This is a genomic window from Thermosulfuriphilus sp., from assembly GCF_054026695.1.
This window is the reverse complement of record NZ_JBPMLP010000044.1, coordinates 12,406-27,300: the sequence shown is the minus strand read 5'-3', so window position 1 is coordinate 27,300 and position 14,895 is coordinate 12,406. Positions and strand designations below refer to the sequence as shown.

The window sequence follows — 14,895 nt, the reverse complement described above, 5'->3', positions numbered from 1 at the left end:
AGAAAGAGCTGATCGCTGCCTGCTTTGAGGCTTCTTATATAGAGGGGCTCTTCAAGCGGACAGAGATCCGCTTTGAACCCAAAGTGATGCCCCGCAAGCTCACCCATGATGAATATAAATTAAATTATGCCCAATTCTTAAGGGCAGAGAGGATCAAAAGGGCCCAGGATTTTCTTGAACGCTATCGTCCAATCCTGGCCCGGATCTCCCGGGACTACCATGTCTCTGCCGAGGTAATGACTGCTATCGCTCTTATAGAGACTGACTGTGGCCGGATCATCGGAAAACACCGGATATTTAACATCCTGGCCAGTCTGGCCGTCTCTAAAGACTGGAGTCGGGTCAGGAAATTTCTCCCCCAAGACTTAAGCCCTGAGGACGAAGCCAGACTTAAGAAACGAATGCTTAAGAAGAGCCGCTGGGCCTTTAAGGAGCTCTGTGCCTTAATTCGTTTTGCCCGAGAGAATCAGATCGATCCCCTAAATATAAAAGGCTCCATTTTTGGGGCCTTCGGGCTTCCCCAATTTATGCCCTCGAGTGCTATTCACTATGGTGTCGATGGCAACGGAGATGGACGGATAGACCTTTTTGACCCTGAAGATGCCTTGGCCTCAATGGCTAACTATCTTCGTCAAAATGGCTATCGAGAAGATCTACCGGAGAGCCGCAAGATCCAGGCTATCATGAGATACAATTGGTCTCGCCCTTATGCCGAAACAGTTCTCAAGGTAGCCCGAAAACTTAAGGACAGAGGATGACTACCATCGGCCTAGAGGAGCTCTCCCGGCGTCTGGAAGGTCTGAAAGGTATCCTGGTCAAATCGGATTTGGAACTAGCCATTGTCCGAACCCCCGTAAATCTTCTCTATTTTAGTGGTTCTATTCAGGACGGCCATCTGATAGTCTCCCCGGATCAGGATCCCCTTTATCTTGTCTGGCGGGTTGCCGAGAGGGCCCAGAAAGAAAGCCCTCTTAGGATTGAAGTCATCAGGAGTTTTAGAGACCTTCCCCGTCTTTTGAAGGCGGCTGGTTTTCCCCAACCACGCCATCTGGGGCTAGAATTCAGTCTACCTCACTCCCAAATCCTCCTCTACCAAGGTCTCTTTCCTCAGGCCCAGATCAAGGACATCAGCCAGGAGATTCGGATCCTCAGGGCCTGCAAAAGCCCCTGGGAGATTGAGCGCCTTAAGAAGGCTGGAGAACAATTAGCTGGAACCATAGCTGAAGTCCCTCAGCTACTCCGCGAAGGAATGACCGAGCTTGATCTGGCCGCCGAGCTCGAATGTCGCCTCCGACGCCAAGGTCATCCCGGTTATCTTCGGATGCATGGCTGGAACCAGGAGATCCACTTCGGCCATATCCTTTTCGGAGACTCCGGGGTCTGGCCAGCTTACGTAAATATGCCCTCGGGAGGATATGGCCCAAGCTACGCCTTGCCTCATGGGGCGGGCTGGCGTCCCTTACGCAAGGGAGAGCCGCTAAGTATTGATCTGGCCGGCTGTGTCGAAGGTTACATGGTGGATCAGACTAGGCTTTTTGCCCTGGGTTACCTTAGCCAAAAGGCCCTTAAGGCCTATAGGGCTGTCGAGGAGATTATGGCTTCTTTGGAAGAGAGGCTCTATCCCGGAGAATCCTGTGAGGAGATCTATAATCTGGCCCTAAATAAGGCCGAGAAGCTAGGGGTAGGGGCAGGATTCATGGGGCTTGGCTCAGCTAAAGTAACCTTTGTCGGCCACGGCATTGGCCTTGAGATTGATGAATTTCCCTTTATTGCCCGGGGGAGCCGTTTTGTCCTTAAGCCTAGTATGGTTATAGCCTTGGAGCCCAAGATCCACCTGCCAGGGGTGGGATTGATCGGCCTTGAGGACACCTTTTTAATCACCGAAACTGGCCCTCAAAGGCTAACCATCAGCCCTCGGGATCTTCAGATAATTTCTTAAGGTGGGGGTAATCTATGTTTAGTAGCCGAAGGCCTTGTCCTTTTTGTCGAGAAAAGATCCATCCTGAGGCCGTAATCTGCCCTTATTGCCACCGAGAAGTCGAACCCCTCAAGGGCCTTCATCCATCACCGTGGCTCTGGATTGTCGCCGGGCTGACCGGCCTTGGCCTTGGAGCCGCCTTGGCCATTGGTCTGGGATTTCTAAGAGAAAGACGGCGGTGGCTTGAAGATCGAACCATCCATCTCGTCCGCAAAAAAGATACCTAGAAAACTCCTTAAGAAAAATCATCCTCTACCCGAAAAACTCCCTAAGGAGTCAAAGGAGGAGGTTTTGTCTATGAGTCGGGAGGAGATCAGTAAGGTTGTCGAAGAGGCCATCTCTAAGAGCCTTGACCGGATCTTTGAGGAAAAAATGCAGGCCTACCTTCAGAAGGTGGTAGAAGGAGAATTTTATAAAGATCTTGTCTTTGAGATGAAAAAACGCATCGATGACGTCTATCGAAGCATTAACGAATTCAAAAAGGCCATTAGCCAGTTGAGGGACTCTGCCGATACCGCCAATACTATGTTCGGTGAGGCCTCAGATCAGCTGGAAGAAATAGTCAAAGCCACGGAGACCGCGACCGTCAAGATAATGGACGTTGCCGAAAGGGACCAAGAACTACTTTCCCAGGCCAAGGAGATTCTCTCCCATCTGGATAGTCAACCAGAAGCGGCCAAACTGAAAGAAATAATCGAAAACCTTTACAATGATACCCTAGAGATAATCACCGCCTGCGCCTTCCAGGACATTACCGGGCAGAGAGTGAAAAAAGTTGTCAATGCCATCCAGACGGTAGAGGCCAAACTCCTTGAGCTCCTGGTAGAGACCGGCGTAAAGATTAAAGAGAAACAAGAGGGGGTAACCCCAGAGCTGGAACAAAAGGCCCAACAGGCCATGGATCTTCTCAAGGGCCCCGATGGTAAAGTCTCCCAACAGGATGTTGACTCCCTACTTGAAGAGCTGGGCCTTTAGCTCTGGCGCTGTCTTTTACCCCCTCGATACTTACCGGCTCGCTCACAACGCCGACGACAATTATTGCATATAGCCGGCTGGGTAGGTCGATAAGGCTTCTTGAGACAATTCATAATTAACCTCCTCCGGCGATTTCCTACCAAAATGATAGTATATCTAATTTGATGTTAATGCAAGTATTAAGCCAACTTGTGAAAAATTTAATAAACTCCCGTTTATATAGAGAGAAAGCTTTAGTGGGGCCTTTGGGGAAAGATCCGGGTTGAAGAGGCCATTTTTTTGACCATCCTGGCCTTCTGAGTGGAGAATTTGACCCCCGATGAGGGGAAAATTCCCTTGCCATCTAGGTGAGACTCTTTTAAAAGCCTTTTTCAGGTGCAATTTGTCTTCAGGGAGGGAGACTTTGCTCTGGTTAAGACAAAACAAGGCCTTGAGACTTATAAAACTCCTTTTCTTTCTGACCATTTTCTTCCTCTTCTCTCTTGGCCTTGAAACCGAAGCCCTTTCCAAGAAGGCCGAGCCATCTTACCAGAAGGCCCACAAGACCTCTAAAAAGGTCCGTAAGTACCGAAAGAAATCCCGGCGTTGGCGTCCCTATATAACGGCCCGCTCAGCCATTGTTATGGATGCTGATACGGGGAAGATCTACTACCAGAAGGCGGCCCGCCGCCCGGGGCAACCGGCCTCTACCATAAAGGTCCTCACGGCCCTTTTGGCCTTGGAGTACTTAAACGATGACGATTTCGTCTATGTCTCCAGAAATGCTGCCAAGATGCCCAAATCAAAGGTCTATCTGCGAGCCGGCCATTTTTATCAGGCTCGAGATCTCATCTATGCCTGCCTGCTTAAAAGCGCCAATGATGCCAGTGTAGCCCTGGCTGAGGCCATCGCCGGCAGCGAGAAGGCCTTTGCCCAAATGATGACCGCCTATGCCCGGGCCATCGGGGCCAAAGACACTATCTGCAAGACAGCCACCGGCCTTACCGCCCCTGGCCAGCAGACTACTGCCTATGATCTGGCTATTATCTTCCGGGAGGCTATGACCAATCCTCACTTGGCCTCAATCCTTACCAAGCGCCGGGCCACCTTAAGGGGAGTCAAAAAAGTCCATCTTCTTCACAGCCATAATCAGGCCCTTTGGCTCTTTAGAGGATGTCTCGGAGGAAAGACCGGCTATACGGCCGTGGCCGGCAGGACCTACGTGGGAATGTTTGAGCGAAACGGTCGGAGGGTGATTGTGGCCTTCTTGGGAAGTCGAGCCCTATGGAGGGACTTGGGACGGCTCCTGAGAAAGGTCCCTCCCAAGACTTATGTAGCCCAGAAAAAACGGCAAAAAGGTCCAGCCCAAGGTGGATAGACCAGAATTTGAAGATAAAGACCTTCCTCTTACCGCCCATCTGGCCGAACTACGCACTCGAATCCTTATCTCTCTGGCCGCAACCGGGGTAGGATTTATCATCTCCTATGCCTTCATCAGAGAGATATTCGACCTTCTGGCCGCCCCTCTCTACGCCATCCTTCCCCCAGAAGGACATATCATCTTTACCTCTTACCCCGAGGCCTTCTTCACCTATCTGAAGGTGGCCTTTGTCAGCGGGGCCTTTCTGGCCAGCCCGGTAATTCTCTACCAGGCCTGGGCCTTTGTGGCCCCGGGACTTTATCCTCACGAAAGACGCCTAGCCCTACCGGTAACTATATTTGCCTCCTTTGCCTTTCTCCTAGGGGCCTGCTTCGGCTATTTCGTCTTTTTGCCGGCAGCTGCCGGATTCCTGGCCCAGTTTGCCTCAAAGTGGTTAAGGCTCATGCCTAGTATGCAAGAATATGTCTCCTTGGCCCTAAGGCTTCTTTTTGCCTTCGGCTTGGCTTTTGAACTACCCGTAATTCTGACCATTCTAGGCCATGCCGGTCTGATCACTACTTCCCATCTCCGACGTTTTCGCCGTTATGCCATCGTCCTGGCCTTTGTAGTGTCGGCCATCCTCACTCCCACCCCTGATGCCGTCAACCAACTTCTCCTGGCCGGTCCCCTTTATTTTCTCTATGAATTAAGCATTATTCTGGTCAGAATCTTTGGTCAAAAGTCTTCTCCCACTTCTCAGGAGGGCTAACCTCTGATAAGTATTAAAGATCATCAATAAAGGAGGCCTTTATGTTTGGTTTGGGCACCCAAGAACTTTTGATCATTATGATCATTGCCTTCTTCCTCTTTGGGGCCAACAAGCTTCCGGAAATTGGCAAAGGGCTTGGCAAAGGAATCCGTTCCTTTAAAGAGGGACTTCGGGAAGTAGAGATAGAATCCTCGTCTGAGGAGACCAGGGCCGGAAAGTAGGCCGTGCAGGCCATGATATTGGCCGCCGGCTTTGGCCGCCGGCTCAGGCCCTATACCCGTTATCTACCTAAAGTACTCTTTCCCATTGTCGGCCAGCCAGCACTCCTTCTTACCTTAAGGAGGCTAGCGGAGCTGGGAGTCTGTCGGGTAGCCATAAACCTTCACCATCTGCCAGAGAGAATCATCTCCGCCGTAAAAGAGGCTCCTCCAGGCCTGGAGATTGTCTTCTTCTACGAACCAGAGATTCTTTTTACCGGCGGGGCCTTAAAAGGAGCGGCATCCTTTTTGATCCGAGAACCAACCCTGATCATCAATGGTGATATCGTTACTAATCTTGACTACCTTGACCTCTACCAAAGGCATCTGGCCTCATCGGCCCTGGTAACCATGGCTGCCAAAGCCAAGGGGGGAACCGATAACCTTTTGGTAAAAGGTACTAAAGTGGTGGCCTTAAGGGTCAGGGGCACACACACCTACTGCGGCATCCAGGTCGTCTCTCCAGAATTATTGGACCATCTCCCTGAAGGTCCTTCGGACTTGATTGAGATCTACCAGAGATTGGCCCCAGAGGGCCTCATCGAGGCCTATCCTACCAAGGCTTACTTCTGCGATTTCGGAACCAAGGAAAGTTATCTTCGGCTCCATGAAGATCTCCTTTTAGGAAAGGTAGCCATCCCGGGGTTTGATAATCTTCATGGGCCGGCCTTGATCAGAAGCCCGGCAGAAGATCTCCAGATCTCCCAATGGGCCTTTATCGATAAAGGGGTAAAGATTGGTCCTGGAGCTTTTGTCCGTCGGAGTGTGATCTGGCCAGGGGCTGAAATTCCAAAAGGAGCACGGCTAGAAGATGTCATCCTGCCGCCATCAATCCTCTTTATGCCCTAAAATCCTAAAGGAAGTGTCCCAGCTTTTCGGACTCAAGATAACCTACCTCAGTCGCCTTTCCGGAGACGGATCCAATAGACATTTTTTCCGCCTTCAAACCCAATATGGCCCTATGGTGGTCATCGTTCCAGGACCAGATGGCCTCTTTGAGGCCCATTGTTGGTGGATCTGGAACCAATTTCTCTCCAGCCAGGGGATTCCTGTCCCTCAAGGCTACTATTTCTGGGCCGAAGTCGGGATCATTCTCGCTGAAGATCTCGGGGATCTTCTGCTTCAGGAGGCCTATCAAAATTCTGGCCAAAGGGCCCTCCTAGAAGAGGTCTTGGAGATCCTCATCCGGCTTCAGAGGATCGATCCCAACCAGGGCCCAAGAGTGTTCCTGGAGACGAGATATTACGATCGGAGGTTGATGGTCTCCCGTGAATCGGCAGCCTTTGCCAGATACTTCTGTCTTGAGGCCCTGGGTTCTCCCCTTCCTCAACCAGTAGCCAAGGAGCTCTTTATCCTGGCCCGTCTGGCAGAAACCTCTTTTGGATCCCCGGTACTCCTTCATCGGGATTTTCAGTCCCGCAACCTGATGCTCAAGGAAGGACGTCTCCGGCTTATAGATTTTCAGGGCCTTCGCCTAGGACCTCCGGCCTACGATCTGGCCTCTTTCTTAAAAGATCCCTACTTGAATCTCCCTGAAAATCTGGAAGAGGAGCTGCTGCAGATTTACATCCAGATCACTGGAGAGAACGAAAAGACATTCCGGCGCCAGTATGATCTCCTGGCCTTACACCGTCTTCTTCAGGCCCTCTCGGCCTTTGTGCGGCTAAGCCTCGCCGGCAAGGACCACTTCCGAGGTTATATCCCTGCTGGAATTGCCAAACTCAAGGCCCTTTTAGGGCGGGAGACCTTCTCGACCTTTGCCTCTCTTAAGGCCTTTGTCCGAGATCTTCCGGTTGACGTCAGCCTTCTGGCCCCTTAAGGTCTTTTTCTGCCATGAAACAGCAGACAAATCTCCCCCGGGTGGCCATTGTCGGTCGCCCCAATGTTGGTAAATCAACCCTGTTTAATCGGCTTACCCGGAGCCGGAAAGCCTTGGTAGAGCCCACCCCGGGGGTGACCCGAGACAGAGTCTACGGCCGGGTAAAGACCGAAGAGGGAGACTTTATCCTCATCGATACTGGTGGCATCCTCCCGAGGGCCGAAGATCAACTGGCCAGACTTACCCTTGAACAGACAAGAGCTGGAATTGAAGAAGCCGACCTGGTACTCCTGGTCCTCGATGCCAAGACCGGTCTCACCCCCCTTGATGAAGAGGTTGCAGGCTTGGTCCGGACTTCTGGAAAGCCGACCATCTATGTGGTCAACAAGGTGGAGGCCCGCAGGGATCAAGAGGCCTTGGCCGAATTCTATCGGTTGGGCCCAGAGGATCTTCTGCCGATATCTGCCACTCAGGGCTTCGGCATCGAAGAACTTTTGGAGACCATCAGAAAGTGGCTACCAGAGGCTGGGGTTGAGGAAGAGGCCAGTGAGGTTATTAAAATAGCCTTTGTAGGGCGACCAAACGTGGGGAAATCAAGCCTAGTCAATCGACTTTTGGGAGAGCCCCGGATGATCGTCAGCGACTTACCCGGTACTACTAGAGACAGCATTGATACCCTTCTTGAGACCCCGGAAGGTAGCCGCTATCTCCTCATTGATACAGCCGGCATCAGACGCCGTTCGCGGACCCAAAAAAAACTTGAGAAGTTTAGTGTCCTCAAGGCCTTATCGAGTATCAGAGCCTGTGATGTTGCCGTAGTGGTCCTCACCGCCGAAGAGGGCATCACCGACCAAGATCAAAAGATCCTCTCCTATGTGGAAGAAGCTGGAAAAGGCTGTGTCATCGTCATCAACAAGTGGGATCTGCTCGATGGACGCCGGGAAGAAGCCAATCGTCTCAAAGAGGCCGTCCGCTATGGAGCCCGCTTTGTTCCCTATGCCCCTATCATCACCACCTCAGCCCTTACTGGCCGGAGAGTGGCTAAGATCCTGGAGATCATCGACCGAGTCTATGCCGACTATAGCCGAAAGCTACCCACATCAGCCATTAACCGAGCCCTTAAGGAAGCCACGGCCCAGAGACTACCTAGTACTACCAGCGGGCGAAAAATAAAGTTTTACTATGCTACCCAGGTAAAGATTAAGCCACCAACCATTCTTATCTTTACCAACTACCCTGAAGAGATTCCAGAAAGCTACCGCCGCTTCCTGACCAGCAAGCTTAGGGAGTACCTGGAATTGGCCTCAAGCCCCTTGAAGTTGGTCTTCAAGAAGCGTCCCAGACGCCCTTAGACCTTGAGGGTCTCACCGTCTGGAAGTATCTTCTGCTGGCCATAGTGGGAAAGGTCAACCCGGGGATAGACAATGCAGTTCGTTCCAATTCGGGCCCCTGGGGGAACAATGGCCCATTTGCCAACCAAAGTAAGGCCGGAATAAAGATGTTTGGGCCAGTCCCGATTGGCCTTGGTGCGATCGCCTTGACCAACCACCGCCCCTGCCCCGATAACAACTTCTTTATCAATAATGGTTCGTTCCACTATGGCCTCAGATTCTATTCGGGTGTCGTGCATAACGACCGAATCCCTAACCACGGCCCCCTTGCCGACAAAGACCCCAGGGGAAAGAATCGAGTTTTCTACCCGGCCGTGGATGATACAGGCCGGTGAGATGGCACTTTTTATGACCTGGGCTCCAGGAAAGATCTGAACCGGAGGACGATCATAGGTAAGGCCTTCGGCTTCAAGGTTGGTATATATCTGCCAAGCCTCGGGGGTGAGGTCTGAACTTGGCCGCAGGAGATCAAGGTTGGCCTCCCAGTAGGCCTGGACCGTCCCTACATCTCGCCAGTAGCCGGTAAAGGGAAAGGCGTAGACCCTGGCCTCATTGAGGGCCCGAGGAATGATGTGCATCCCGAAATCATCTCCCCCAACCTCCTTAAGGGTCCGGACAAGATAATCAGTGTCAAAGACATAGATCCCCATGGAAGCCAAGTTGGAGCGGGCCTTAGCCGGTTTCTCCTCCCAATCCACAATCCGCCCCCCCTCATCGACAATGCCGATTCCGAACTGGTCAGTAAGCTCCCAGGGAACCTTCATCATGGCAATGGTCACCTGGGCCTTTTTGTCCCTATGGAAACGAATCATATCGGCATAGTTCATATAATAGACGTGATCTCCAGAGAGAATGAGGACGTTTTTCGAATAGCGGGCAGTAATGAACTCCAGATTTTGTCTGACAGCATCAGCGGTGCCACGGTACCAGTCCCAGTCTTTTTCTCCGGTTTTTGGGGGGAGTATCTTTACGGATCGGCTCCGGCCGATAAAGTCCCAAGCAGAGCCATCTCCGATATGATCCATAAGCGAAAGGGGTTTGTATTGGGTCAGCACGGCCACCTGGGCCAGACCAGAGTTGGCCACATTGGAAAGGGTAAAGTCAATAATGCGATAGATTCCCCCAAACGGAACAGCGGGTTTAGCCCGATGGCGGACCAGAATATTAAGGCGGCTCCCTACCCCTCCGGCCAGCAAAACGGCGATGACGTCCCTCATTGGATGACCTCCCCAGATCCGTAACTCTTTCGGCTAAAGGCCTCTGGTGAGAGATGAGGATAAATGGTCACCCCCGGCTCTATCCTCACTCCAGAGGCTACCCGGCTCTGACGTCCGACGACAGTAACCGGACCATCCGGTCCAGCACCTTGGCCCAGGCAGGCCCCAGCTTCGATGATCACCCCGGCATCAGTGATGGTCTTCTCAAGATAGGCCCCCTTTTCCACCACCGTGTCGTAGAAGAGGACTGAGTTACGGACTATCGCTCCTTCGGCCACCTTAACACCGGGGAAGAGTATAGAATCTTTTACCTCTCCCAGAATCTCACTCCCGTTATAAAAGAGGGTATTTTCGATCCGGGCCCGGGCCCCAATAACCGTGGGTTGCCGGTCCCGAACGGCCCGGTGGGCCAGATTTGTCCTCACCTGCCAAGCGCAGAGATCAATCTTAGGGATAGGGCCCAAAAGATCCATGTTGGTTTGCCAGAATTCCTCAATAGTCCGGCTATAGCCCCAATACCCCCGATGTTTGTAGCCGAAGACCCGATATATCCCCAGCATTTTGGGAATGATGTCCCGGCCGAATTCATGAGAATTCTCCTGAGCATTGGCTTCCAGAACTTCCTCCAGAACCGGCCTACGGAAAACATAGATCGTCAGACTGGCCCAAGGATAGATAAGTTCCTGAGGCTTCTCTATATAGCTCACCAAAGGGCCACCGTGGGTCTCAAGATCCTCTATCTCTCCTTGGCCGAAACGATGGGCTCCGGTAAAGTCCCTTATCTCTGTAAAAGCAACCGTAAGATCGGCCCGATGGCGGCGGTGGAAATCCAGCAGAGGGCGATAGTCCATTCGGTAGATATGATCACCAGAGAGAATAAGAACCAGCTCCGGATCAAAGCGGTCGATGAAATCAAGATTCTGATAGACAGCGTCCGCCGTACCTTTATACCAATCAGAAGCCTGAAGTCCCTTGAAGGGCGGAAGAATAAAGACCCCGCGCTTGCGCCCTACCATATCCCAAGGAGCACCGGCGTCTAGATGGTTAATCAGAGAATAGGGTCGATATTGGGAGAGGACACCAGCCCTCTCAATGCCCGAATGCATCAAGTTACTCATAGCAAAATCTATTACCCGATAAAGCCCTCCAAAGGGTACGGCCGATTTGGGCCGAAAGAAGGTCAACACCGAAAGCTCATCTACCCTTCCGCCTGCCAGGATCATTGCCAAGACTTTATCCATGGTCTTCTCCTTGGGTTCTAACTGCTTTTGAGGCCTCCGCAGAGACCTCGCCCCCTGAATCTTCAAGCTCCACTGGCTCTCTTTGGCCCTGCTCCGTTTCCATGACTTCTTCCATCATCTGGTCAAGATCTTCCCCCAGGTCTTCTCCTACGGCCGCTTCCATTTTTCGCAGCATCTTCATCATGCTTTTGGGATCATTCTCATCGATGTTGCCCAACAGGGCTGGATCGGCAAGCCTCTCGAGCCTTGTTTCCTCAGAGAGACGAACGTGAACCCGGGAGATAAGCTTCTTAAGCCTTTCTCCTCCACAGTGATTGCAATAGGGTTTAAAAGAGGCGGCATTGAGAACCAAATGGGAGGAGATGCGGCGGCAATCTCGGCACCAATATTCGTAGATGGGCATAAGTTACCACCCCCCAGAGAAGCTTTTTACTTCCTTATCAGGATTTATCTCCTTAGACCAGGAGAGATCTGAGCTCCGCCATTTTAGCCCAAACTGGATAAAAAGAAGAAAGACCTTAAGCACAGAAGGTCTTTAGGAACGAAAGTGTTTACTTACTAGGCGCTGAAGGGTCCGGGTAGAGAAGTTACGAGCCAAGTTCTCTAGATTCTCAAGGGGGATTTCTGCCCGAGCACTTTCTCGATGGCCACCAGCTGTCCCCAGTTGACCAAAGGCCCTTTTGGCCAAAGAGCCGGCATTTTTTCGATAACCGTCTGAACGGATAATAACCACCAACTTGTCTTTATACTCCCCGGAGACAAAAACCCAGCCGATGTCGTGGACGTGATTAAAAAAGTCAGCCACCACCACCAGAATATCCGGATTGTGGACCTTACCCAGGTGGGCAAAGATCCGACTTTTATAAATCTTCATGACATCAAAGGCCGTCCGAAAATATTTGAGCTCCGAACGCCGGATATCTGAGGCCTCTATCTTGTGAACCAAATGGCGGTTGATGCGTTTAAAAAGATACTGAAAGCTTAAGACATCGTGGACGGTAGCCTGTTTTTCAAAGTTTCTGGTATCTACCTTGATGCCATAGAATAGGGCTGTAGCCAGGGCCACTGAAGGTTTAATCCCTGCAGCCTTAAGATATTCAGTCATCATTGAAGAGACGGCCCCATATTCTGGACGTATATCTACAAAAGGGGCCTGCCATCCAGAGGTCAAAGGATGGTGATCAATGACCACGTCGTATTCTATGCTGGAGAATTCTGGAAAGTGAGGTGGCTGGGAGTCAACAATGATCTTCTTGCTAAAATCGACCATCTTTACCGAACGCAATTTAACCAAGGGAATCTTCAGAAGCTGGACCATAGCCTGATTGTTGACCCGCTTGATCTCATTGGGATGGGCAATAGTCACGCTACTGACCCGGTAGGTGAGGAGCCTTTTTATGGCTAGGGCACTAGCCAAGGAATCTGGATCGGCCCAGATGGTAACTAAAACAGCATCTTCCTTCTTAAATAGGGAGAGGAAGGCCCGGAGACGCTCTTTGTTGGACTTCCAACGACACACCTTAGGCTCAAGGCAGGCCTTGGAAGCGTTTGTTCGGCCCTTACCATTATTGCTTTTTCCGTTTTTTCCGTTGGCCATAAACCATCACTCCTCATAGAGAAGTAGATGCCCCCATTCGCTGAAGAAGACCTTTGAATCCCGACGCCAGCTTTGCCTCCACGACCGCAGATCATCACCACCAAGGAGTGCTTCCCTTAAGCCTGAATCTCCTATTATAAGGTCCATGGGGAGCCTACGGTAGTCATACTCATATGGCGGGGCCTTGAGGGCAAAGTCCTGGGGATAGAGGCTAGCTGTTGCCTGGATGAGGACTAGCGTCGTCCAGACAGGCTCAAAACGGGTTCTATCTATTACGTGGATCTGGAATCCTCGACAGGTTTCTCCCTGCCATTTGTGAAAAGTTGGTTCAAAGATAAGCTCTCTCAGGAAGACCCCTGGAAGTTCGTAACGATCAGAGATCCAGGAGAGGATTTCTGCCGGCCGCACAAAGGGAGCACCAAAAATCTCAAAGGGGCGGGTGGTGCCCCGCCCCTCAGAGAGGTTGGTGCCCTCGAGGATTACCTGTCCAGGATATACTAGGGCTGTCTCCAGGGTGGGCATGTTGGGAGAAGGCATTACCCAAGGAAGTCCGGTCTCGTCGAAGAAGACAGACCGCCGCCAGCCGGCCATGGTAATTACCTGAAGATCAAGATCAACTTTGGCCGTTTGAAGATAGACAAGGGCCAGTTCCCCCAGAGTAAGTCCGTGACAGAGGGCCACCGGCACCATGCCCACAAAGGAGCGCCAAGGTTCAAGCAAAAAAGGGCCCTCTGGGCCTAGGCCGCCGATAGGATTAGGACGATCAAGGATGACCACGGTCTTGCCCGCCCGGGCACAGGCCTCCATAGCCAGAAACATCGTCGAGGCAAAGGTATAGACCCGGCAACCTACATCTTGAAGATCGACCAAAAGGACATCGAAAAGATCAAGCATCTCTGGCTCTGGGGCCAATCGACGGCCATAAAGGCTAAAGATGGGAACGTTTAAGGACTCATAAAGGCCATCGGCCGAGGGGACCATATTATCCTGTTTTTGAGCAAAAAAGCCGTGCTGGGGAGCAAAAAGACATTTCAACTGGCCAGGGAAGGCAGCGGCAATTAGGTTAGGGGCCGGACGAAGGCCTTCATCCACCGAGGCTTGATGACACAAAAGGGCTAACCTTCGTCCTTTGAGCCAGCCTGGGGGCTCAGCAAGGAGTCGAGAAAGACCGGTAGCGACCATAAGGCTCCTACCAGAGGCGGCGGACTCTGACCCCTTTTTGATGAAGATGTTCCTTGATATCAGAGATAGAATAAGTCCCGTAATGGACCATAGAGGCAATCAAAGCGGCATCAGCCTGACCTTCGGTAAGAACTTCCCAGAGATGTTCCGGATGGCCTGCCCCCCCTGAGGCAATCACCGGGATGTTTACCGCCTCAGAGATCACTCGGGTAATGGTCATCTCATAGCCTTCCCTGGTGCCATCGGCATCTATGGAGTTAAGGCAGATCTCTCCTGCCCCTAGGTTCTCGGCCTCTTTGGCCCACCAAAGGGCATCGATCCCCATAGGAGTCCGCCCCCCGTGGATCCAGATTTCATAGCCTGAAGGCACCTTACTTGAAGGGCTGACGCGTTTGACATCCATCCCCAAGACAATACACTGGCTTCCAAAGGCCTTGGCCCCATCGTAGATGAGTCTTGGATTCAGAACAGCGGCTGTGTTTACCGAGACCTTCTCGGCCCCGGCTAGAAGGACCTCTCTCATGTCTTCTACGGTTCGAATCCCTCCACCAACCGAGAAGGGGATAAAGATCTGCTCGGCAGTCTGGCGGACCACCTCGATCATAATACCCCGGTGTTCGGCACTGGCCGTAATATCGTAGAAGACAATCTCGTCGGCCCCCTCTTCGTAATAGACCCGGGCCATCTCCACCGGATCACCAACATCGACATTGTTTTTGAATTTGATTCCCTTAGTAGTTCTCCCGTCCTTGACGTCGAGGCAGACGATAATCCGCTTACTGAGCATCTTTGGCCTCCTTAGGGCCTGTTGGGATCTCGGAGCGGATCCAGTCCAGAAACGGCTGATGCCCTCCGGTTACCGGCAGAACCAATATACATGGACAGGAGTAAGAATGAAGGTCAAGAATCCTCTCTTTTATCTGAGGGACCAGCTCCGAGCGGGTCTTGATGATCAAGATCGCCTCTGGAGACTCTTCGATCCGTCCCTCCCACCAGTAAAGGGAGGTAATCTGCTCAAAGACGTTGATACAGGCTGCCAGCCGGCTCTCGACCAAGGCTCGACCAATCTTCACGGCTTCATCTTTACCCGAGGCCGTAACATAAAGAAGGACAATGTCTTCCATCTTAGA

Annotated in this window: 17 protein-coding genes; 10 read left to right on the top strand and 7 right to left on the bottom strand. The window is 51.9% G+C overall.

Going from position 1 to position 14,895, the window contains the following annotated elements:
- From ACXJJX_RS07430 to der, 10 genes are all read left to right on the top strand, one after another.
- Window positions 1-758, top strand: a 758-nt coding sequence (locus ACXJJX_RS07430; protein WP_456433707.1) for a lytic murein transglycosylase, incomplete at its 5' end; no start/stop codon positions are given.
- Window positions 755-1,939, top strand: a complete 1,185-nt coding sequence (locus tag ACXJJX_RS07425; RefSeq protein WP_456433705.1) for a M24 family metallopeptidase — start codon at window positions 755-757, stop codon at window positions 1,937-1,939. The genes ACXJJX_RS07430 and ACXJJX_RS07425, both read left to right, overlap by 4 nt.
- Window positions 1,940-1,953: 14 nt before the next feature.
- Complete coding sequence (locus ACXJJX_RS07420) at window positions 1,954-2,205, top strand: hypothetical protein (RefSeq protein WP_456433703.1); 252 nt, start codon at window positions 1,954-1,956, stop codon at window positions 2,203-2,205.
- A gap of 70 nt (window positions 2,206-2,275) precedes the next feature.
- Complete coding sequence (locus ACXJJX_RS07415; protein ID WP_456433701.1) at window positions 2,276-2,953, top strand: protein phosphatase CheZ; 678 nt, start codon at window positions 2,276-2,278, stop codon at window positions 2,951-2,953.
- A 403-nt stretch (window positions 2,954-3,356) separates the two neighbouring features.
- Complete coding sequence (locus ACXJJX_RS07410; RefSeq protein ID WP_456433699.1) at window positions 3,357-4,310, top strand: D-alanyl-D-alanine carboxypeptidase family protein; 954 nt, start codon at window positions 3,357-3,359, stop codon at window positions 4,308-4,310.
- The gene (gene tatC, locus ACXJJX_RS07405; RefSeq protein WP_456433697.1) at window positions 4,303-5,061 is read left to right on the top strand and encodes a twin-arginine translocase subunit TatC; all 759 of its coding nucleotides are present in this window, start codon (window positions 4,303-4,305) and stop codon (window positions 5,059-5,061) included. The genes ACXJJX_RS07410 and tatC overlap by 8 nt, the downstream gene beginning before the upstream one ends.
- 41 nt (window positions 5,062-5,102) lie before the next feature.
- The gene (tatA, locus tag ACXJJX_RS07400) at window positions 5,103-5,282 is read left to right on the top strand and encodes a twin-arginine translocase TatA/TatE family subunit (RefSeq protein ID WP_456433695.1); all 180 of its coding nucleotides are present in this window, start codon (window positions 5,103-5,105) and stop codon (window positions 5,280-5,282) included.
- 12 nt (window positions 5,283-5,294) lie between these two features.
- Window positions 5,295-6,167: a nucleotidyltransferase family protein gene (locus tag ACXJJX_RS07395; protein ID WP_456433711.1), complete on the top strand. Its 873-nt coding sequence runs from the start codon at window positions 5,295-5,297 to the stop codon at window positions 6,165-6,167.
- A 13-nt stretch (window positions 6,168-6,180) separates the two neighbouring features.
- Window positions 6,181-7,137, top strand: a complete 957-nt coding sequence (locus tag ACXJJX_RS07390) for a phosphotransferase (RefSeq protein ID WP_456433693.1) — start codon at window positions 6,181-6,183, stop codon at window positions 7,135-7,137.
- Window positions 7,138-7,151: 14 nt separating this feature from the next.
- Window positions 7,152-8,489 (top strand): ribosome biogenesis GTPase Der, encoded by a 1,338-nt coding sequence (gene der / locus ACXJJX_RS07385; RefSeq protein WP_456433691.1) that lies wholly within the window; start codon window positions 7,152-7,154, stop codon window positions 8,487-8,489.
- Here the strand turns inward: der and ACXJJX_RS07380 are convergent.
- From ACXJJX_RS07380 to cutA, 7 genes are all read right to left on the bottom strand, one after another.
- Window positions 8,486-9,745 carry a glucose-1-phosphate adenylyltransferase family protein gene (locus ACXJJX_RS07380; RefSeq protein WP_456433689.1) on the bottom strand — a complete coding sequence of 420 codons (1,260 nt, stop codon included), beginning with the start codon at window positions 9,743-9,745 and terminating at the stop codon, window positions 8,486-8,488. The genes der and ACXJJX_RS07380 overlap by 4 nt on opposite strands.
- Window positions 9,742-10,986, bottom strand: a complete 1,245-nt coding sequence (locus tag ACXJJX_RS07375; protein ID WP_456433687.1) for a glucose-1-phosphate adenylyltransferase family protein — start codon at window positions 10,984-10,986, stop codon at window positions 9,742-9,744. Before ACXJJX_RS07375 ends, ACXJJX_RS07380 begins: the two co-directional genes overlap by 4 nt.
- Window positions 10,979-11,389, bottom strand: coding sequence for an FmdB family zinc ribbon protein (locus ACXJJX_RS07370; protein WP_456433685.1), 411 nt, complete (start codon window positions 11,387-11,389; stop codon window positions 10,979-10,981). Before ACXJJX_RS07370 ends, ACXJJX_RS07375 begins: the two co-directional genes overlap by 8 nt.
- A 132-nt stretch (window positions 11,390-11,521) precedes the next feature.
- Complete coding sequence (locus ACXJJX_RS07365) at window positions 11,522-12,583, bottom strand: DHH family phosphoesterase (protein WP_456433683.1); 1,062 nt, start codon at window positions 12,581-12,583, stop codon at window positions 11,522-11,524.
- Between the two features lie 6 nt (window positions 12,584-12,589).
- Window positions 12,590-13,765 carry an exo-beta-N-acetylmuramidase NamZ family protein gene (locus tag ACXJJX_RS07360; RefSeq protein ID WP_456433681.1) on the bottom strand — a complete coding sequence of 392 codons (1,176 nt, stop codon included), beginning with the start codon at window positions 13,763-13,765 and terminating at the stop codon, window positions 12,590-12,592.
- A 7-nt stretch (window positions 13,766-13,772) separates the two neighbouring features.
- Window positions 13,773-14,552 carry an imidazole glycerol phosphate synthase subunit HisF gene (gene hisF / locus ACXJJX_RS07355; RefSeq protein ID WP_456433679.1) on the bottom strand — a complete coding sequence of 260 codons (780 nt, stop codon included), beginning with the start codon at window positions 14,550-14,552 and terminating at the stop codon, window positions 13,773-13,775.
- Window positions 14,542-14,889: a divalent-cation tolerance protein CutA gene (gene cutA / locus ACXJJX_RS07350; RefSeq protein ID WP_456433677.1), complete on the bottom strand. Its 348-nt coding sequence runs from the start codon at window positions 14,887-14,889 to the stop codon at window positions 14,542-14,544. Before cutA ends, hisF begins: the two co-directional genes overlap by 11 nt.
- Window positions 14,890-14,895: the final 6 nt, after the last annotated feature.

Coding starts and splice junctions, on each gene's coding strand:
- ACXJJX_RS07425 (WP_456433705.1), top strand. CDS start 755: ATGACTACCATCGGCCTAGAGGAGCTCTCCCGGCGTCTGGAAGGTCTG.
- ACXJJX_RS07420 (WP_456433703.1), top strand. CDS start 1,954: ATGTTTAGTAGCCGAAGGCCTTGTCCTTTTTGTCGAGAAAAGATCCAT.
- ACXJJX_RS07415 (WP_456433701.1), top strand. CDS start 2,276: ATGAGTCGGGAGGAGATCAGTAAGGTTGTCGAAGAGGCCATCTCTAAG.
- tatA (WP_456433695.1), top strand. CDS start 5,103: ATGTTTGGTTTGGGCACCCAAGAACTTTTGATCATTATGATCATTGCC.
- ACXJJX_RS07395 (WP_456433711.1), top strand. CDS start 5,295: ATGATATTGGCCGCCGGCTTTGGCCGCCGGCTCAGGCCCTATACCCGT.
- der (WP_456433691.1), top strand. CDS start 7,152: ATGAAACAGCAGACAAATCTCCCCCGGGTGGCCATTGTCGGTCGCCCC.
- ACXJJX_RS07380 (WP_456433689.1), bottom strand. CDS start 9,745: ATGAGGGACGTCATCGCCGTTTTGCTGGCCGGAGGGGTAGGGAGCCGC.
- ACXJJX_RS07375 (WP_456433687.1), bottom strand. CDS start 10,986: ATGGATAAAGTCTTGGCAATGATCCTGGCAGGCGGAAGGGTAGATGAG.
- ACXJJX_RS07370 (WP_456433685.1), bottom strand. CDS start 11,389: ATGCCCATCTACGAATATTGGTGCCGAGATTGCCGCCGCATCTCCTCC.
- ACXJJX_RS07365 (WP_456433683.1), bottom strand. CDS start 12,583: ATGGCCAACGGAAAAAACGGAAAAAGCAATAATGGTAAGGGCCGAACA.
- ACXJJX_RS07360 (WP_456433681.1), bottom strand. CDS start 13,765: ATGGTCGCTACCGGTCTTTCTCGACTCCTTGCTGAGCCCCCAGGCTGG.
- hisF (WP_456433679.1), bottom strand. CDS start 14,552: ATGCTCAGTAAGCGGATTATCGTCTGCCTCGACGTCAAGGACGGGAGA.
- cutA (WP_456433677.1), bottom strand. CDS start 14,889: ATGGAAGACATTGTCCTTCTTTATGTTACGGCCTCGGGTAAAGATGAA.